This window comes from Kitasatospora azatica KCTC 9699, from assembly GCF_000744785.1.
In the GTDB taxonomy this organism is placed as follows: Bacteria; Actinomycetota; Actinomycetes; order Streptomycetales; family Streptomycetaceae; genus Kitasatospora; species Kitasatospora azatica.
Genome location: NZ_JQMO01000002.1, coordinates 2,416,804 through 2,435,180 on the forward strand (window position 1 = coordinate 2,416,804; position 18,377 = coordinate 2,435,180).

Genomic DNA, 18,377 nt, shown 5'->3' on the forward strand with positions numbered 1-18,377 from the left:
CCGGATACCCGACATGAACGCCGTCGTCGGCAGCCACAACCTGCTGCTGCTCACGCTGGACACGCTGCGCCACGACGTCGCCCAGGAGCTGGCCGAGGCCGGCCGCCTCCCGCACCTCGCGGCCCACCTGCCCGGCGGCCGGTGGGAGCGGCGGCACACGCCCGGCAGTTTCACCTACGCCGCCCACCAGGCGATGCTGGCGGGCTTCCTGCCCACCCCGGCCGACCCCGACGGTCCGCACCCGCGGCTGTTCGCCGCGCGCTTCGCCGGCTCGGAGACCACCGAGCCGCACACCTGGGTCTTCGACAAGCCGGAGCTGCCCTCGGCGCTGGCCACGGCCGGCTACCGGACGGTCTGCATCGGCGGCGTCGGCTTCTTCAACAAGCAGGGCCCGCTCGGCTCGGTGCTGCCCGACCTGTTCCAGGAGAGCCACTGGGAGCCCGAGTTCGGGGTCCCGTCACCGACCTCCTTCGAGGCCCAGGTCACCCGCGCCGAGCAGGTGGCCGCCGGCCACGGCGCCGAGCAGCCGCTCTTCCTGCTGCTGAACGTCTCGGCTCTGCACCAGCCCAACTGGTTCCACCTGCCGGGCGCCACCCGCGAGGACGGCGACAGCCGGGCCAGCCACGCGGCGGCGCTGGAGTACGTCGACCGGCACGTTCCCCGGCTGCTGCGCGCGATGAGCCGGCACCGGCCCTGCTTCGCGATCGTCTGCTCCGACCACGGCACCGCCTACGGCGAGGACGGCTACACCGGCCACCGGATCGGCCACGAGACGGTCTGGACCGTGCCGTACGCGCATTTCACCATCCCGGCAGCCCAGGAGAGCACCACGCCATGACCACCGTCCTGCCGCCGGCCGCCGAGATCCCGGCGGCCGAATCGCCCTACCAGTCCTACGTCTACGCCTATCCGCACAAGACCGCCTACCGCCCGCTGCTGCCGCGCCCCGCGCTGCGCGAGGTCTGGGCGGATGAGCCGCAGCACGCGCTCTCGCTCTACCTGCACATCCCGTTCTGCGAGGTGCGCTGCGGGTTCTGCAACCTGTTCACCCGGATCGGCAGCCCCGAGGGCCTGACCACCGCCTACCTGGACGCCCTCGACCGGCAGGCCGCCGCCGTCCGCGAGGCCCTGGCCGAGGACGCGCGCTTCGCGCTGGCGGCCTTCGGCGGCGGCACCCCCACCTATCTGACCGCCGGCGAGCTGGAGCGGCTCTGCGACATCGCCGAACAGCGGATGGGCGCCGACCTGCGCGCCGTGCCGCTCTCCGTGGAGGCCTCCCCCGAGACCGCGACCGCCGACCGGCTGCGGGTGCTGGCCGAGCGCGGGACCACCCGGCTCAGCCTGGGCGTGCAGTCCTTCCTGGACGAGGAGGCCCGCTCCGCCGTGCGACCGCAGAAGCGCGCCGCCGTCGAAGCCGCCCTCGGCCGGATCCGCGAGGCCGGCTTTCCGGTGCTGAACATCGACCTGATCTACGGCATCGACGGCCAGACCGAGGCCAGTTGGCTGCGCTCGCTGGACGCGGCGCTCGCCTGGGAGCCGGAGGAGCTCTACCTCTACCCGCTCTACGTGCGCCCGCTCACCGGACTGGCCCGGCGCGCCACCGAGGAGTCCCCGGCGGGCTGGGACGACCAGCGGCTGCGCCTCTACCGGGCCGGGCGCGACCACCTGCTCGCCCACGGCTACCAGCAGGTCTCCATGCGGATGTTCCGCCGGACCGGCTCGCCCGAGGCCGCCGGCACCGAGCACAGCAGCGAGTACAGCTGCCAGACCGACGGCATGGTCGGCCTCGGCTGCGGCGCCCGCTCCTACACCGCCGCACTGCACTACTCCTTCGACTACGCGGTCTCCGCCACCGACGTCCGCACGATCATCGACGACTACGTGGCCACCGCAGACTTCACCCGGGCCGAGTGGGGGCGGCCGCTCGCGCCGGAGGAGTCCAGGCGCCGTCACCTGATCCAGTCCCTGCTCCAGGCGGACGGCCTCGACCTGGCCGACTACCGGAACCGCTTCGGCACCGAGGCGGCCGAGGACTTCGCCGCGGACCTGGCCGGCCCCGCGCTGCGCGGGCGACTGCTCGTCAGCCAGGACCGGCTCCGGCTGAGCCCCGAAGGCCTGGCGCACTCGGACGCGATCGGGCCGGCGCTCTTCTCCGACGCGGTGCGGGCCGACATGGCCTCGTACCGGCCTCGGTAGGCCCGCCGTGACCGCCCATCACCTCGGTCTGCCCGGCTTCCATCCGCCGGGCGGATCCCACCCGCCGGGCGCGGAGCCGCTGGACCTCACCGTCCTCTACCGCGGTCCGCTCGCCTCCTGCGACTACGACTGCCCCTACTGCCCCTTCGCCAAGCGGCGCGACACACCCGACCAACTGCGCACCGACCGCGCCGCACTCGCCCGGTTCGCCGACTGGGCCGCGGCGGCCGGAGCGGGCGGCGACACGCTCTCCGTGCTCTTCACCCCGTGGGGCGAGGGCCTGGTCCGCTCCTGGTACCGCGACACCCTGGTCCGGCTCAGCCGGCTTCCGCACGTGCGCCGGGTGGCGATCCAGACCAATCTCAGCTGCCGCACCGACTGGCTGGCCGAGGCCGACCTGGACTCGCTCGCCCTGTGGACCACCTACCACCCCGGGCAGGTGACGCACGAACGCTTCCTGGCCAAGTGCCGCGAACTCACCGCCCTCGGCGTCCGCTACAGCGTGGGCGTGGTCGGCCAGCCCGAACACCTCGCCGCCGCCCGCCGGTTGCGCGCCGAACTCCCGCCCGACGTCTACCTCTGGATCAACGCGGCCGAGGGCCTCTCCTACCAGGACCACGAGGCCGCCGAGTGGACCGCCCTCGACCCGCTCTTCGCCTACAGCCGCCACCCGCACCCCAGCGCCGGCCTCCCGTGCCGCACCGGCGCCTCGGTGATCTCGGTCGACGGCGCCGGCACGGTCCGCCGCTGCCACTTCGTCCCCGAGGTCCTGGGCAACCTCTACGACGACTCCTACCGCGCCGCCCTCGCCCCACGCCCCTGCCCACTCAGCACCTGCGACTGCCACATCGGCTACGTCCACCTGGAAACCCTGCCGCTCTACGAACTCTTCGCAGGGGGCGTCCTGGAGCGGATCCCGACAACGGGTTGAGGACGGTGAACCGCCAGGACCCGTCGGCGGCACGGCGGGCGACGTTGGCCGTCGTTCCGGTGGGGGCGATCCGGGGTTCTTCACCCGGGAGGCGGGCATGACGCCTGGCGCCTTCCGGGCGAAGGAGCGTTCCTAGGTCTGTCCCGTGCAGCCACCTCGGGAACCCACAGAACGCCGACCACTACGTCCGGTAGCGGAAGAGGATCCGGCCGCGGGTGAGGTCATAGGGGCTGAGCTCCACGAGCACGCGGTCATACGGAAGGATCTTGATGTGGTTCTTCCGGATCTTCCCGCTGATGTGTGCCAGCACCTTGTGCCCGTTCTGGAGCTCCACCGTGAAGCTGGCGCTGCGCAGACACTCGAGGACGACGCCCTCGACTTCAATGCTTCCTGCTGTTCTTGGCAAGTTCTCTCACTTCTCTGGTCGGTGACGTAGCTCGGTGACGTACGTCGGTGGCGGAGGCCGGTGACGGTGAGGCCGGTGACGAAGCGCATTCCGCCTCAGCGGCGCACCAACTCCAGGTGGCTGGCCACCCGCCGGGCGCCCACGCCCTCGAACAGCGCCAGGGCCGCCCGGTTGGACTCGTTCACCTCGGCCGTTGCCGTTTCGATCCCGCCGCGGTGCAGCGAACCCAGCACCTGGGCCAGCAGCGCCCGGGCGATGCCACGGCGGTGCTGGTCGGCCCGGACTGCGATCAGCCCGATCCGCGGCTGCCGGGTCACCGGTGCCACCCGGACCAGTCCCACGTACCGGTCGGACTGTGCTGCCACCGCGTACTTCGACGGGTACAGCACCGTGGTCCCGTTCGGGCGGGGCAACACCTCGGCCGGCATCGTCTGCCATCCGACGGTGGCCTCGACCTCCTCGCGAATCTCGCGGTCCAACGCTCGCAGCGGACCCTCCTGCGCCTCACCGGCGGGCACGATCGTCACGTCCGACGGCGGTTGCACCGAGTCGAGCCCGGTGATCTGAGGGTCGGTGGGCACCAGGTACTCCCACTCGCGGTGCCGGACCGTGAAGCCGAGTTGCTTCCAACTGGTCGTCAGGTCGGGGTCAGCCTCGTCGACCAGCGTGTAGAGCGGCCTCGGCAGGTCCGCCAGCATCGCCTCGGCGAGCTGGTCGAAGACCGTTCGGTGCCACGCGTCGATGCTGAGGAAGAGCCGCCCGTCGGGCCGGAGCGAGGCGTCGCCGCAGCCGACCACCTGGTCGTCCTCCACAGCGTGCCACTGCGTCTCCGCGACCCGGGTGATCACTACCGTGGGCTCGCCCGTGCCCGAAGTGAAATGCACAGAATTCATAGGTTGTTGCCTTTCGGGAGTGCCTTGTCGTCGAGGCGCTCCTGGCGACACCTATGTCAATCGCCCGACCGTGACGACAAGGGGAGCACCCATATCGCTACAACGTTCATGGGTCTCACCTCCTCGCGGTCCGTCACGGTGACGCGAACGCTACCAGCCGGGGTCACCCCGCCCAACCGGTTTTCCAGCGTGTGCAACCGTGCCGGGACCGCTGGCCACCGGCGACGCCCGCGGGCCTCAGTCCTCCGCCCGTCCACCCGGGCTGACCAGGCCGGTCTCGTAGGCCAGCACCACGGCCTGGACCCGGTCGCGCAGGCCGAGCTTGGCGAGGATCCGGGCCACGTGGGTCTTCACGGTGGCCTCGGAGAGGTGCAGTTGGGCGGCCAGCTCGGCGTTGCTCAGACCACGGGCGAGCTGCTGCAACACCTCGGCCTCACGGGCGGTCAGGGTCGCGAGGTCGCGGTGGTGGGCCGAGAGGTCCGCGACCACCTCGGGGGCGCTCTCGCGCGGGGCGAACCGGGCGACCAGTCGGCGGGTGATGGCGGGCGCCAGCAGCGCGTCGCCGGCCTGGACCATCCGGACGGCGGCCACCAGGTGTTCGGGGCTGACGTCCTTGAGCAGGAAGCCGCTGGCTCCGGCGGCCAGCGCCGCGTAGACGTAGTGGTCCAGGTCGAAGGTGGTCAGCACGATCACCCGGGGTGGGTCGTCGCCGCCGGCCAGGATCCGCCGGGTGGCCTCCAGTCCGTCCAACTCCGGCATCCGGATGTCCATCAGCACCACGTCCGGCCGGGTCCGGCGGACCGCCGCGATGGTCTGCAGCCCGTCGCCGGCCTCGGCGACCACCTCGATGCCCTGGGAGGCCAGGATCATCCGGAAGCCGGTGCGGACCAGCGCCTGGTCGTCGGCGATCACCACGCGCAGCGGGCTCGCGGCGCCTCCGGCGTTCACCTGGCCGCCAAGACTCGCAGCGCCTCCGGCGTTCACGTGGCCTCCAGCAGTCACAGCGCCTCCAGCGTTCACAGCGCCTCCAGGGGGATCAGGGCCTTGACACGGTAGCCGCCGGTCAGCCGCCGACCGGTCTGCAGGGTGCCGCCGTAGACCGCGACCCGCTCGCGCAGACCGATCAGCCCGCGGCCGTTCCCGGTGCCGGCGGCCTCGCCGGGCGTGCCCTCGGTGTTGGTCACCTCCACCGTCAACTGGTGGGCGCCGTAAGCGACTCGGACCACGGCATTAGCTCCCTGCGCGTGTTTGACCGCGTTGGTCAGCGCCTCCTGCACCACCCGGTAGGCGGCCAGTTCCACGCCGGGCGGCAGCGGGCGGCGCTCGCCGGTGACGGAGAGTTCGACCGGGAGTCCGGCGGCGCGGATCCGGCCGACCAGGCCCTCCAGTCCGTCGAGTCCGGGCTGCGGCAGGGTCTCGGCGGTGGCGGCGGGCCGGTCGCCCGCGCTGTCCATCGTCAGCAGGCCCATCACATGGCGCAGTTCGCCCATCGCGGCGCGTCCGCCGGTCTCGATGGCGAGCAGTGCCTCGCGGGTCTGCTCGGGGTCGGCGTCCAGCATCATCCGGCCGGCGCCGGCCTGGATCACCATCACGCTGACGTTGTGGGTGACCACATCGTGCAACTCCCGCGCGATCCGGGCGCGTTCCTCCTCCACCGCGTGGCGCAGCGCCTCGGCCTGCTCGCCTTCCAGCGCGGCCAGCCGGGCCCGGCCCTGCTCGGCGCGGCCGGCCCAGACCCGATGCCCGACCGCCGCCATGACCACCGGGAAGACCACCAGCAGGCCCACCACCGCGTTGGGGAAGTGCGGCAGCGCGGCATGCTCGAAGAGCAGGACCAGCAGCGCCGCGGCCACCGGCAGGCTGGCCAGGGTCGGTTCCCGGTAGGGGCCGTGGGCGACCGCGTTGTAGACCGCGACCAGGGTGAGCAGGCAGGCGTAGAAGACCACGTCGGCGAAGGCGTCGCGGAGCATGAAGGCGCCCGCCATCAGCAGCCAGAGGGTGGCCAGCGGGTAGCGGCGGCGGACCGCCAGCGGCGCCGCGGCCAGCGCCACCGACAGCGGGGTCAGGACCGGACTGAACTGCTGGTCAGGGGTGTTGACGGCGTAACGGACGCCGACCAGCGCGAAGGTCGCCGCCAGCGCTACGTCCAGCAGGGCCTGCCGCCGGGCCGGTGGTCGCCGCAGTGCGCTGTGCGCCGTCCACCGACGCGGGTCCGTCCAGTACATCCGGCGACTACATCACAAGGATGATGCCCAGAGCCATGATCCGTCCGAGGGACGGGATATGGCCCGGTCGAGCGACGTGCCCGCAGGGCTCCCACGCCTAGTTTCGTTCAGGTCGGAACAGGGTGCTTCCAGGGAGTGGACGATGAGCGAACCGGTGATCCAACTGAGCGGCGTGAGCCGGGAGTTCGAGGACGGGCAGGCCGCGCTGCGGGGGATCTCGCTGACCGTCGGGGCCGGTGAGGCGGTGGCCGTGCTCGGTCCCTCCGGCAGCGGCAAGTCCACTCTGCTGAACCTGGTCGCGGGCCTGGACCGGCCCAGTGCGGGCACGGTCACGGTGGCCGGCACCCGGGTGGACACCCTCGGCGAGGCCGGTGCGGCCAGGTTCCGCCGGGCGAAGATCGGCATGGTCTTCCAGTTCTTCAACCTGCTGGACGACCTGACCGTGCTGGACAACGTGGTGCTGCCCGCCGAGATGACCGGTCTGGCGCGCGGCGCGGCCCGCCGGCGGGCGGCGGAACTGCTGGACACGCTCGGCATCGCCAAGCACGCCCGGGCCTACCCGGGTCGGCTCTCCGGCGGTGAGCGCCAGCGGGTGGCGGTGGCCCGGGCGTTGATGAACCGTCCGGCGCTGCTGCTGGCCGACGAGCCGACCGGCGCGCTGGACTCCGCCTCCGGCGAGGAGGTCAAGGGCCTGCTGAACGAGCTGCACCAGGAGGGCCAGACGATCGTCCTGGTCACCCACGACCTCTCGCTGGCCCAGGCCTGCGCCACCCGCACGGTCCGCATCGTCGACGGCCGGATCGCCGCCGACTCCGCCCTGGCGGTGGCCCGATGAGCGCGATCGGCAGAGTGGTTCGCGCGGGCGTCGGCCGGCGTCGGGTGCAGACCCTGGTCACCGGGCTCGCCTCGATGATGGCGGTGACCGCCTCGGTGCTCGGCGGCTCGCTGCTGGTCGCCTCCAACGCCCCCTTCGACCACGCCTTCGCCCGCCAGCACGGAGCGCACCTCACCGCCCAGTACGACGCGGCCAAGACCACCGCCGAGCAGCTCGCGGCCACCGCGCACGCCGCCGGGGTGACCGTCACGGCGGGACCGTTCCCGACCGTCTCGGTCGACCCGTCCGGCGCGACCGGCGTGCAGCTGCCCGCCGGGATGCGGATGCCGCCGATGACCCTGGTGGGTCGGGCCGGCGCCGGCGGCCCGGTGGACGATGTCGCACTGCTCTCCGGCCACTGGGTGACCGGGCCCGGGCAGCTGGTGGTCTCCGCCGACTACTCCGGTCCGCCCCTGACAGTGGGTCAGCAACTGGACGTCTCCGGCGCCACCCTGCAGGTGGTCGGCGTGGGCCGCTCGGTCAGCGCCACCGGCGACGGCTGGGTGGCACCCGCCGAGGTCACCGCGCTGACCGCCCCCGGCGGCTCGGCCGGTCTGCAGGTGCTCTACCGCTTCGGCAGCGCCGACAGCACGGCGCAGCTGGACGCCGACCGCTCCGCCGTCGCTGCCGCCGCACCCGCCGGCGCGCTGTCCGGCACCCGCGGCTGGCTCGACGTGAAGGCGGGCAACACCAGCAGCACCGGGATCTTCCTCCCGTTCCTGACCGCCTTCGGCCTGCTCGGGGTCGGCATGTCGGTGCTGATCGTCGGCAATGTGGTGGCCGGCGCGGTCGGCACCGGCACCCGGCGGATCGGCGTGCTCAAGGCGATCGGCTTCACTCCCGGCCAGGTGGTCCGGGCCTATGTGGCGCAGGCGCTGGTCCCGGCGGGGGTGGGCACGCTGCTCGGGGCGGTGCTCGGCAACCTGGCCGCGTCCTCGGTGCTGGCCAGCGCGGAGCAGGTGTACGGCACCGGCTCGCTCGCGGTCGCCCCGTGGGTGGACGCCGCGGTTATCGCCGGCGCGCTGCTGCTGGTCTCGGCCACCGCGCTGGCCAGTGCGCTGCGGGCCGGGCGGCTGCGCACCGTGGACGCGCTCGCCGTCGGCCGCACCCCGCGCCCGGGCCGCGGTCGGGCCGCGGCCCGGATCGCCGCCCGACTGCCGCTGCCCCGCCCGGTCACCCTGGGCCTGGCCCGTCCGTTCGCCCGGCCCGCGCGCTCACTCGCGATGGTCAGCGCGATCCTGCTGGGCGCCACCGCGGTCACCTTCGCCGTCGGCCTGGGCAGCTCGCTGCAGCGGATCCAGGACGCGAAGAAGATCCGCGCGGACGTCACGGTCTTCACCGTCGCACCGCCGACCGGCGACGCCTCCGCCGCCCGGTCCGGCAGCCCGGACACCGCCGCGATGCTCGCCGCGATCACCGCCCAGCCCGGCACCGCATCGGTCTTCGGGTCGGCCCACGCCCAGGTCACCGCCGCCGGCACCACCGGTACGGTCGCCGTCACCGCCTTCCAGGGCGACGCCTCCCGGGCCGGCTACCGGATGGTCGCCGGCAGCTGGTTCCACGGTGTGGGCGAGGCGGTGGCCCCGACCGGATTCCTCACCGCCACCGGTACCCGGGTCGGCGACACCGTGACCCTCACCGACCACGGCCGGAGCATCCCGGTCCGGATCACCGGCGAGGTCTTCAGCGGCCAGAACCAGGGCCGCTCCCTGCTCACCGACGCCGGCACGCTGGCCGCCGCCGAGCCCGACCTGCACCCCGACCTCTACTACGTGTCGCTCAAGTCCGGTACCGACCGCAACGGTTACACCAACGCGCTGAACACCGCACTGCAGTCCACCGGCGCGCACGCCCAGGCCGGCGAGGACGGCGGCAGCAGCCAACTGCTGATCGTGCTCGACGCGCTGACCGCGCTGCTGACCCTGATGCTGACCGCGGTCGCCGGGCTCGGCGTGCTCAACGCCGTGGTGCTGGACACCCGCGAGCGGATCCGCGACCTCGGGGTGGCCAAGGCGCTCGGCATGACGCCGCGTCAGACCATCGCCATGGTGCTCGCCTCGGTGGCGCTGATCGGCGCGCTCGGCGGCGCGGTCGGCGTACCGCTCGGGGTGTGGCTGCAGCGCCTGGTGGTGCCCGCGATGGGACGCAGCGCGGGGCTGCGCCTGCCCGCCGAGATCCTCAACGTCTACCACCCCGCCAACCTGCTGCCGCTCGCCCTCGGCGGCCTGCTGCTCGCCGTCCTCGGCGCCCTGCTGCCGGCCGGCTGGGCGGCTCGGACCCGGACGGCGGTGGCGCTGCGCACCGAGTGACGGATGGGCCGGGCGTCAGAACAGCCTCGCCGCCTCCGCTGCCGCATCCGGCAGCCCGGGGAGGCTGTCCTGCCACACGGCCGCGTCGCTCAGCGGCAGTTGCTGCATGCTCGCCTCGCACAGTTGCAGCGAGCGGCGGTCCTTCTTGTGGTCGTGGACGATGCCGTAGCCGGCCCGGCGGGTCGGCATCAGGGCCACCAGACGGCCGCAGGCGGGGCACTGGACTCGGGGCGCGCGCATAGCACAAGGGTGCCTCAGGGGGGTGACAAGGCGGATCGGCAGCCCGTCGCGCCGCTCAGCCCAGCACCAGATCCCGCACGCTGAGCCGCACGCCCCCCGTCACCCCCGGTACCGCCCGCACTGCAGCCCCCTGTACAGCCTCCCGTTCGGCCACCCGCACCGCCACCGCCGCGTCGTACCCCTCCGGCACCTCGACGGCGTGCAGCTCCCACCCCGCCGGCTCGACCCCAGCCGCCTTCCCGCCCTCCGGCAGGAACTCGGGGCCCACGCCCACGTAGTCGATGCCGACTCCGCGCCCGAGACCCATCCCGGTGCCTTTCAGGTAGGCCTCCTTGCGCACCCAGCAGCGCAGTGCGGCGGCCGCCCACCGCTCGGGCTCGACCGCGGCCAGCTCGGCCCGCTCCGCCGGGTGCAGCAGGCCCGCCACGTCCTCGCCGGCTTCGCGTTCGAAGGCGCCGTGCCCCTCGACGTCCACTCCGAGCGGGTCCGCGGCCAGTGCGATCACCGCGAGGCCGGCGGCGTGCGAGAGCGAGAACTCCACCGGTCCGTCGACCTCGGGCCGTCCGTGCGGCTCACCGCAGCCCGGGCAGGGCGCCTGACGGAAGGTCAGCTCGGCGGGGCGCCGGCCGAGCCGCTCGGCGAGCACGGTGCGCAGGCCGACGTGCGCGACCTCGTAGAGCTGCCGGTCCTGCTCGCGGCGGAAGGCGGCGGCCCGGGCGCGTTCGGCCCGGTCCAGCAGCACGGGCGCGGCCGCGCGAGCCGCGGCGGCGTTGCCGGGCGCGACGGCGACCCGCCAGACCCGGACCTCCCCGGGCTCCACCGCGGCGACCGCGTCCGCCGCTCCCGCTGCCTCCGGTGCCACGTCAGATCCCCGTCACCGTGCCGGACACCACTCGAACCACCCCGTCCTCGCGCGCGGCCAGGGCCGCCCGCAGCCGCGGTTCGCGTGCGGGGCCGAGCAGTTCGTAGGCCTCCTCCAGGGGCGCCCACCGGTACTCCTCCAACTCGGCCTCCTGCACCGAGATCGGCGTGCCGACCGGCAGCACCCCGGCGTCGAAGATGAAGTGCACGGCGGGGTGGTTGAGCGCCTCGGAGGGGTGGGTCCAGGAGACCACCAGCAGGCGGCCGATCTCGCGGTCGAGGCCGGTCTCCTCCAGCAGTTCGCGTCGGGCGCACTCCAGGGCGTCCTCGCCGACATCGATGGTGCCGCCCGCGAACTGCCAGCCGGGGCGGTAGTTGGGCTTGAGGATGAGCACCCGCCCGGCCTCGTCGGTCAGCAGGGTGCCGGCAGCGGTGTACGAACGCGGCAGCGAGGCGAGCCAGGCGTCTCGGGGCAGCAACTGCTCCTGGTCCATGCGGAAGTCCTCTCGTCGGGATCCCGCCGATTCAAGCACGTCACCCGTGCCCGACGCGGGTGTCGGCGGTCCCACCTGGGAGAGTGGGCGCCATGACCGACCAGATCCTGCTCGCCGACCGCACCGAGATCCCGCTCCCCGCCGAACTCCCCGGCCCCGTCGACGGCCTGCGGACCTTCCTCGGCGAGGACGGCGTCGCGGTGCTGCTGCTGGACCGCCCGCACCGCCGCAACGCCGTCACCCTCGCCATGTGGCAGGCGCTGCCGGGGCTGCTGGGCGCGCTGGCGCGGCACCCGGGGGTGCGGGCGCTGCTGGTGACCGGCGCCGAGCGGACGTTCAGCGCGGGGGCGGACATCGCGGAGCTCTCCGAGGTGTACGGCGATCCGGCCGCCGCCGACGCGTACCACGCGCGCAACGTCGAGGCCGAGCAGGCGCTGGCGGGGTTCCCGCATCCGACGCTCGCGGTGGTGCACGGCTCCTGTGTGGGCGGCGGCTGCCAGTTGGCGCTCGCCTGCGACCTGCGGTTCGGGGCGGCGGACGCCCGGCTGGGGATCACCCCGGCCAAGCTCGGTGTGGTCTACCCGGCGGTGCCGACGGCGCGGCTGGCGCAGGTGGTCGGACCGGCCCGGGCGAAGTACCTGCTCTTCTCCGGCGAGCTGGTCGACGCGGCGCGGGCCGAGCGGTTCGGGCTGCTGGACGAGGTGCACCCGGCGGAGCGGCTGGACGCCCGGGCGCTGGAGTTCGCCCGGCTGCTGGCGCGCCGCTCGCCGCAGACCATCGGCGCGGTGAAGGCGGCGCTGACGGCCCTGGCCACGCACGGTCCGCAGGCCCTCCCCGAGGCGCTGGCGCCCTGGGAGCGCCGCTCGCGCGAGGCACCCGACGTCCGCGAGGGGCTCGCGGCGTTCCTGGAACGCCGCGAGCCCGTCTTCCAGGCCCGACGGCTGCTAGGCCCGACGGAGTAACGTGGGACGTGCGGTCGGTCACTCTCTGGTGAGATTCCCTCAGGAGCAGTCCCCCACCAGTAAGGAGCACAGACCCATGCGCGCAGAAGTGGGCGACCACCTGCACATCCACAGCCGCGCGGTCGGCATCATCGACCGTGAGGGCGAGGTCGTCGAGGTGCACGGCGACGACGGTGAGCCGCCGTACCTGGTCCGGTTCGAGGACGGCCACGAGACGCTGATCTTCCCGGGGCCGGACTGCACCGTCGAACACCGGCCCGCCTCGAACTAGCCCCGAGCCCGAGCCCCCGTCCCCCGATCGGGCGGGTCAGCGGATCGGCAGCCCCGAGATCGTCCGGGCGATCACCAGCCGCTGGATCTCGCTGGTCCCCTCGAAGATGGTGTAGATCGCACTGTCCCGGTGCATCCGCTCCACCGGGTACTCGCGGGTGAAGCCGTTGCCGCCGAGCAGCTGCATCGCCTGCGAGGTCACCCACTTGGCGGTCTCGCCGGCGTAGAGCTTGGACATCGAGCCCTCGGCCGCGGTGAACGGCTGCTGGTTGGCGGCCATCCAGGAGGCCCGCCAGACCAGCAGCCGGGCCGCGTCGATCCGGGTGCGCATGTCGGCCAGGGTGAAGGCGACGCCCTGGTTGTCGATGATCGGGCGGCCGAACTGCACCCGGGTCTTGGCGTAGTCCAGCGCCACCTCGTACGCGGCCCGGGCGATGCCGACGGCCTGCGCCCCGACGGCCGGCCGGGAGGCCTCGAAGGTCGCCATCGCCGCGTTCTTGCCCTTGCCCTTGGCCGAGCCGGCGGCCTGCTCCCTGGCCCGCTCCCGGGCCCGGGCCAGCCGCTCGTCCAGCTTCTCCTTGCCGCCGAGCAGGCAGTGGCCGGGGATCCGGACGTTGTCCAGCACCACCTCGGCGGTGTGCGAGGCGCGGATGCCGTGCTTCTTGAACTTCTGCCCCTGGGCGAGGCCCTCGGTGCCCGGCGGCACCACGAAGGAGGCCTGGCCGCGGGCGCCGAGCGCGGGGTCGACGGTGGCGACCACCACGTGCACGGCGGCGATGCCGCCGTTGGTGGCCCAGGTCTTGGTGCCGTTGAGCACCCACTCGTCCTTGGCCTCGTCGTAGACGGCGCGGGTGCGCAGGGCGGAGACGTCCGAGCCGGCGTCGGGCTCGGAGGAGCAGAAGGCGGCGACCTTGACGTCGTCGGGGGTGCCGAACATCTGCGGGGCCCAGGTGCCGATCTGCTCGTCGGTGCCGTTGGCCAGCACGGCGACGGCGGCCAGTGTGGTGCCGACGATGGACAGGCCGATGCCCGCGTCGCCCCAGAACAGCTCCTCCATCGCGACCGGGATGCCGACGCCGGAGGGGTCGAAGTACTGCTGGGCGTAGAAGTCGAGGGAGTAGATCCCGAGCTTGGCGGCCTCCTGGATGATCGGCCAGGGCGTCTCCTCGCGCTCGTCCCACTCGGCGGCGGCCGGGCGCATCACGTCGGCGGCGAAGCCGTGCAGCCAGTCGCGGACGGCGAGCTGGTCCTCGCCGAGTGCCATCGAGAATCCGCTCATGTCTCGTCATCCCTTCAGGATCAAGATCGCGCCGCCCGGGGGTTACCGGGGGTAACATCGAGGGAGTCTGCTACTGATAGGTAACGGATGTCAACGAGAAGGAGGGGCCGGTGACCGCGCTGGAGGAGCCGCGCCGGGAGCAACTGCTCAACGCCGCCGACCGGGTGGTCCGCCGGGACGGCCCCGGCGCCAGCATGAACGCGATCGCCGCCGAGGCGGGCATCACCAAACCGATCCTCTACCGCCACTTCGGCGACCGCAGCGGCCTCTTCCAGGCCCTGACGGACCGTCACACCTCGGGTCTGCTGGCCGCGGTGCGCGAGGCACTGGCCGAACCGCTGGAGCGGCGCGAGCGGGTGGAGCACGTGCTGGACACCTACCTGGCCGGGATCGAGGCCCGGCCGCAGGTCTACCAGCTGCTCACCCACCCGGAGGCCGGCGACCCGAACGGGGTCGGCAACGCGCTGGCGCCGGCGCTGCGGCAGATCGCCGAGGAGATCACCCGGGCGGTGACGGCGCAGGTGGACCTCGGTCCGGACGCGCCGCTGCTCTCCGAGGCCTGGGGGCGGGCGATCACCGGGATGGTGCTGGCGGCCGGCGACTGGTGGCTGGACGCCAAGCCCTGCCCACGGGCCAAGATGGTGCAGGCGCTGGCCGACCTGCTCTGGGGACGGCTGGCGGCGGCGGCCCCCCTGCCGGCCGTGCCGCTGCCCGGCAACAACGGCGGTGCAACCGAAGCGACAGAACCTGAGTAGTACTCACCTCTTGCGCTCGGCGCCGCACTTCTACGACACCGCGGTGGAGAACGGCGCGGACTGGGACCCGGCTGACGGCTTCGTCGAGAACTACACCGCAGCGATCACCGCCTATCCCACCGCACACCGGCTGCCGGTGCTGGTCGGCGAGTGGGGCCCGCCGAACTCCCGCACCCCGGGCAACACCGAGCTGGTCCGCCGGCAGGTGGCCGCGATGGCGGGCTTCGCGAGCGCCTGGACCGCCTGGTACTGGTGCCGGGGGAGCGGCGGCTACTGCGTGTTGGGCCCGGACGGGCAGACCGCGCCGGGCGAGGAGCCGGCCTTCGGACCGTACGCCCTGGCGCTGGCCGGGCTGCCGGCCCGGGAGAGCTGGGCGGCCGGCCGCTACCAGGTGACCTTCACGCCGAACGGCTCCTGGACCGAACTCGCCGCACAGCCAACGGCGCAGGTCACCACCACGGTTCCGGTGCTCGTCGATCGCAGCCACCCCGGCCGGCTGCGGGTCAGGCTCCCCCAGGGCGCCCAGGCCACGCTCACCGTCACCGTCTAGAGCAGATCCGCCCGGGCCGCCTGGATGCCCGCCTGGAACCTGGTGCGGGCGCCGAAGCGGTCCATCAGCTCGCGCACCCAGCGCTGCACCGTCCGGGTCGAGACGCTCATCTGGCGGGCGATGCTCTCGTCGGTCAGCCCGGCGGCCAGCAGCGCGAGCAACTGGCGGTGCCGGTCCTGCGGCAGTTCGGCGGAGTCCGGCGGGCCCATCAGCATGGCGCGGGTCCAGTAGAGCTCGAAGAGTCCGGCCAGCGCGTCCAGCAGGGAGGACGGGCGGACCAGCAGCACGCTCTGCAGCTCGGTGCCCGAGCTGACCGGCAGCAGCGCCCACCGGTCGTCCACCAGGGCCAGCTTGAGCGGCAGTTCGGGCAGCACCCGGGCCTGCTCGCCGGCCCCGGTGAACAGCTGGATCTCGGCCAACCGCTCGGGCTCGCACAGCACCCGGCTCTCGTACACCACGCGCATCCGCACGCCCCGCCCGAGCGCGGCGAGTTCGCACTCGGGGTCGGCCCGCCGAATGTACGGCGGCTTGTCCAGCACCCGCAACTCCTCGCGCGCGCCCAGCTGGAGGCTGCGCCAGAGTTCGGCGATCGAGTCCCGCCCGCTGACGATCTCGACCAACTCGCCCGCCACGGTGTCGATCCGCGATCGGCGGTAGGTGCGCAGCAGCTCGTTGATCCGGCCCCGGGTGCGGCGCAGCTCCAGCTCGCGGCGGAGCAGCAGTTCCTCCAGCGCCACGTCGGGCGCCGCCGCGGTCCACAGGAAGCCGTCGGGAGGCGGGCGTTCGACCAGCCCGAGGTCGGCCAGCAGACCGAGCGCGGCCGCCGTGCGGTCGGCGCCGACGCCGGTGGCCAGGGACAGTTGGGCCGCGGTCTGGCCGGCGGTGGTCAGCAGCTGCAGGTAGAGCCGCTCCTGGTCGGGGGCCAGCCCGAGGCCACCGAAGCGCGTGGTCCACTGCTCCGCCACCGAGCCGCCCCTCCCTGGTCTCGACCCGACTTTGGGCCATGCCAGCGCGGAAATCAAGCCATGAAGAGTCAAGAGAGGGGGCAACCGGGTGCGCCACGGGTGCTGATCCCCGTGGCGCACCTTCGCGCTACTGGACCGCCAGTCCGCGGCGCAGCAGCAGCGGCTCGATCCGCGGGTCGCGCCCGACCACGGCCCGGAACGCGTCCAGCGCCGGCCGGCTGTCGCCGCGCGACAGCAGCTCCCGCCGGAACACCTCGCCGCTCTCGCGCACCGTGCGCCCGTTGCCCTTGAACCAGTCCACCGTGTCGGCGTCCAGCACCTCGGACCAGATGTAGGCGTAGTAGCCCGCGCTGTAGCCGTTCACGAACAGGTGGGTGAAGTAGCCGGTGCGGTAGCGCGGCGGTACCGCGGCCAGCGACAGGCCCGCCTCCTTGAGCGCCTGCGCCTCGAACTCCACCGCGTCCAGCACGGCTTCGCCGGCCGGTCGGGTGTGCCAGGCCCAGTCGAGCAGCGCGGCGGCCAGGTACTCCACGGTCTTCACGCCCTGGCCGAAGTTCTCGGCCGCGGCCAGCCGCTCCAGCAGGTCGGCCGGGATCGGCTCGCCGGTCTCGTGGTGCTTGGCGTAGTTGAGCTGCACCTCGGGCCAGGTCCCCCACATCTCGTTGACCTGCGAGGGGAACTCCACGAAGTCGCGCGGCACCTGGGTGCCGGCCAGCGAGGGGTAGCGCACCGCGGAGAAGAGGCCGTGCAGCGCGTGCCCGAACTCGTGGAACAGGGTGCGGACTTCGTCCACGCTGAGCAGCACCGGGCGGCCGGGGGCCGGCTTGGCGATGTTGAGGTTGTTGAAGACCACCGGCTTGCGGTCGAACAGGTGGGCCTGCGGGACCAGTTCGTCCATCCAGGCGCCACCGCGCTTGGACGGGCGGGCGAAGAAGTCGGCCAGGAAGAGACCCAGTGCGGTGCCGTCCTGCTCGAACACCTCGAAGACCCGGGTGTCGGGGTGGTAGCCGGCCAGGTCGGTGCGCTCGGTGAAGCTCAGCCCGTAGACCAGCTGGGCGGCGTGGAAGACGCCGTCCTGCAGCACCCGCTCCAGCTCGTAGTAGGGGCGCAGCTCGGCGGTGTCCAGGTCGTACTCGGCCTTGCGGACCCGCTCGGTGTAGTACGCCAGGTCGTGCGGGCCGAAGTCGGTGACGCCGTCGGCCGCGGCGGCCTCGACCAGGCGGCTCAGCTCGCGCTCGGCGTTGGCCATCGCCGGCGGGACCAGCTTGGCCAGCAGCTCGGCGACGGCGTCCACGGTGCCGGCGGTCTCGTCGGCCACCACGTAGGCGGCGTGGCTCGGGTAGCCGAACAGCGCGGCCCGCTCGGCGCGCAGCGCGGCCATCCGGGCGGCCACCGGGCCGTTGGTCTCGGCGGCCCGGTCCAGTGCGGCGGTCAGCAGGCGGCGGCGGACCGCACGGTCGGTCAGCTGGGCCAGCGCCGGCTGGTTGGAGAAGTTGAGCAGGCTGAGCACGTACTTGCCCTGGTGGCCGAGCTCGCGGGCGTTGGCGGCGGCCGCCTCGATCGCGCCCTCGGACAGGCCGGCCAGCTGGTCGGCGCTGTCCAGCACCAGCGCGCCGGCCGCGTTGGCGGCGAAGACGTTCTGCTCGAAGACGCCGGCGGCGGTGGCCAGCTCGGCGTTGAGCTCGCGCAGCCGCTGCTGCTGCGCCTCGGGCAGCTCGGCGCCGGCCCGGACGAACCGGGTGTGGCGGCGCTCCAGCAGCCGCAGCGACTCGGCGTCCAGGCCGAGCTCGGCCCGCTGGGCGTGCACCGCGTCGAGCCGGGCGAAGAGCGCCCGGTCCAGGTGGATCGCGTCGCCGTGGGCCGCGAGCCGGGGGCGGAACTCGGCGTCCAGTTCCTGCACGGCCGGGTTGGTGACCGCGGAGGTCTGGTTGTCGAAGACCGCCAGCACCCGGCGCAGCAGCTCTCCGGTGCGCTCCAGCGCGACCACGGTGTTCTCGAAGGTCGCGGGCTCGGGGTTCGCGGTGATCCGCGCGATCTCGGCCAGCTGCTCGGCCATGCCCTGTTCGAGGGCCGGCCGGTAGTGCGCCTCACGGATCTCGCCGAACTGCGGGAGCTGGTAGGGCAGCGGGCTCGGAGAGAGGAAGGGATTTTCCGTCATTCCGCAGAC

The 18,377-nt window shown here is 73.3% G+C and carries 19 protein-coding genes; 9 read left to right on the top strand and 10 right to left on the bottom strand.

Annotated elements, in window-relative coordinates:
• The first annotated feature begins 13 nt into the window (after positions 1-13).
• From BR98_RS11030 to BR98_RS11040, 3 genes are all read left to right on the top strand, one after another.
• Positions 14-838 carry an STM4013/SEN3800 family hydrolase gene (locus tag BR98_RS11030; protein WP_035842203.1) on the top strand — a complete coding sequence of 275 codons (825 nt, stop codon included), beginning with the start codon at positions 14-16 and terminating at the stop codon, positions 836-838.
• Positions 835-2,196 carry an STM4012 family radical SAM protein gene (locus BR98_RS11035; RefSeq protein ID WP_035842206.1) on the top strand — a complete coding sequence of 454 codons (1,362 nt, stop codon included), beginning with the start codon at positions 835-837 and terminating at the stop codon, positions 2,194-2,196. The genes BR98_RS11030 and BR98_RS11035 overlap by 4 nt, the downstream gene beginning before the upstream one ends.
• Positions 2,197-2,275: 79 nt before the next feature.
• Positions 2,276-3,127 carry an STM4011 family radical SAM protein gene (locus BR98_RS11040; protein ID WP_035843982.1) on the top strand — a complete coding sequence of 284 codons (852 nt, stop codon included), beginning with the start codon at positions 2,276-2,278 and terminating at the stop codon, positions 3,125-3,127.
• A gap of 181 nt (positions 3,128-3,308) precedes the next feature.
• Here BR98_RS11040 and infA read toward each other — a convergent pair whose 3' ends face one another.
• From infA to BR98_RS11060, 4 genes are all read right to left on the bottom strand, one after another.
• Positions 3,309-3,533 carry a translation initiation factor IF-1 gene (gene infA / locus BR98_RS11045; protein WP_035842209.1) on the bottom strand — a complete coding sequence of 75 codons (225 nt, stop codon included), beginning with the start codon at positions 3,531-3,533 and terminating at the stop codon, positions 3,309-3,311.
• 95 nt (positions 3,534-3,628) lie between these two features.
• Positions 3,629-4,426: a GNAT family N-acetyltransferase gene (locus BR98_RS11050; protein ID WP_035842212.1), complete on the bottom strand. Its 798-nt coding sequence runs from the start codon at positions 4,424-4,426 to the stop codon at positions 3,629-3,631.
• A 237-nt stretch (positions 4,427-4,663) separates the two neighbouring features.
• Complete coding sequence (locus tag BR98_RS11055; RefSeq protein WP_232247322.1) at positions 4,664-5,374, bottom strand: response regulator; 711 nt, start codon at positions 5,372-5,374, stop codon at positions 4,664-4,666.
• A gap of 68 nt (positions 5,375-5,442) precedes the next feature.
• Positions 5,443-6,651: a sensor histidine kinase gene (locus tag BR98_RS11060; RefSeq protein ID WP_051969558.1), complete on the bottom strand. Its 1,209-nt coding sequence runs from the start codon at positions 6,649-6,651 to the stop codon at positions 5,443-5,445.
• A 142-nt stretch (positions 6,652-6,793) separates the two neighbouring features.
• On the opposite strand from BR98_RS11060, the gene BR98_RS11065 reads away from it, so the two are divergent.
• Positions 6,794-7,486, top strand: coding sequence for an ABC transporter ATP-binding protein (locus tag BR98_RS11065; RefSeq protein ID WP_035842214.1), 693 nt, complete (start codon positions 6,794-6,796; stop codon positions 7,484-7,486).
• Positions 7,483-9,834, top strand: a complete 2,352-nt coding sequence (locus BR98_RS11070) for an FtsX-like permease family protein (protein ID WP_083976271.1) — start codon at positions 7,483-7,485, stop codon at positions 9,832-9,834. The genes BR98_RS11065 and BR98_RS11070 overlap by 4 nt, the downstream gene beginning before the upstream one ends.
• Before the next feature lie 15 nt (positions 9,835-9,849).
• On the opposite strand, the gene BR98_RS11075 is transcribed toward BR98_RS11070, so the two are convergent.
• The 3 genes from BR98_RS11075 to BR98_RS11085 are packed head-to-tail and all read right to left on the bottom strand — an operon-like array spanning position 9,850 to position 11,429.
• Positions 9,850-10,074, bottom strand: coding sequence for a hypothetical protein (locus BR98_RS11075; RefSeq protein WP_035842216.1), 225 nt, complete (start codon positions 10,072-10,074; stop codon positions 9,850-9,852).
• Positions 10,075-10,129: 55 nt separating this feature from the next.
• On the bottom strand, positions 10,130-10,936 hold the full coding sequence (locus BR98_RS11080) for a 4'-phosphopantetheinyl transferase family protein (RefSeq protein WP_063774741.1): 807 nt from the start codon (positions 10,934-10,936) through the stop codon (positions 10,130-10,132).
• A 1-nt stretch (position 10,937) separates the two neighbouring features.
• Complete coding sequence (locus tag BR98_RS11085) at positions 10,938-11,429, bottom strand: NUDIX domain-containing protein (protein WP_035842219.1); 492 nt, start codon at positions 11,427-11,429, stop codon at positions 10,938-10,940.
• A 92-nt stretch (positions 11,430-11,521) separates the two neighbouring features.
• Here BR98_RS11085 and BR98_RS11090 point away from each other — a divergent pair, with 92 nt between their 5' ends.
• Both BR98_RS11090 and BR98_RS11095 read left to right on the top strand, forming a co-directional pair.
• Positions 11,522-12,391, top strand: a complete 870-nt coding sequence (locus BR98_RS11090; protein ID WP_083976274.1) for an enoyl-CoA hydratase/isomerase family protein — start codon at positions 11,522-11,524, stop codon at positions 12,389-12,391.
• Between the two features lie 76 nt (positions 12,392-12,467).
• The gene (locus BR98_RS11095) at positions 12,468-12,662 is read left to right on the top strand and encodes a DUF1918 domain-containing protein (RefSeq protein ID WP_035842221.1); all 195 of its coding nucleotides are present in this window, start codon (positions 12,468-12,470) and stop codon (positions 12,660-12,662) included.
• A 36-nt stretch (positions 12,663-12,698) separates the two neighbouring features.
• Here the strand turns inward: BR98_RS11095 and BR98_RS11100 are convergent, their stop codons facing one another.
• Positions 12,699-13,940, bottom strand: a complete 1,242-nt coding sequence (locus tag BR98_RS11100) for an acyl-CoA dehydrogenase family protein (protein WP_035842224.1) — start codon at positions 13,938-13,940, stop codon at positions 12,699-12,701.
• Between the two features lie 110 nt (positions 13,941-14,050).
• On the opposite strand from BR98_RS11100, the gene BR98_RS11105 reads away from it, so the two are divergent.
• Positions 14,051-14,695 carry a TetR family transcriptional regulator gene (locus BR98_RS11105; RefSeq protein ID WP_051969559.1) on the top strand — a complete coding sequence of 215 codons (645 nt, stop codon included), beginning with the start codon at positions 14,051-14,053 and terminating at the stop codon, positions 14,693-14,695.
• A 10-nt stretch (positions 14,696-14,705) separates the two neighbouring features.
• On the top strand, positions 14,706-15,245 hold the full coding sequence (locus BR98_RS11110; RefSeq protein ID WP_051969560.1) for a hypothetical protein: 540 nt from the start codon (positions 14,706-14,708) through the stop codon (positions 15,243-15,245).
• Here the strand turns inward: BR98_RS11110 and BR98_RS11115 are convergent.
• Positions 15,242-16,210, bottom strand: a complete 969-nt coding sequence (locus BR98_RS11115; RefSeq protein ID WP_035842226.1) for a LuxR C-terminal-related transcriptional regulator — start codon at positions 16,208-16,210, stop codon at positions 15,242-15,244. The two genes, BR98_RS11110 and BR98_RS11115, sit on opposite strands and share 4 nt — an antisense overlap.
• Positions 16,211-16,337: 127 nt before the next feature.
• On the bottom strand, positions 16,338-18,368 hold the full coding sequence (locus BR98_RS11120) for a M3 family metallopeptidase (RefSeq protein ID WP_083976276.1): 2,031 nt from the start codon (positions 18,366-18,368) through the stop codon (positions 16,338-16,340).
• Between the last annotated feature and the right edge of the window lie 9 nt (positions 18,369-18,377).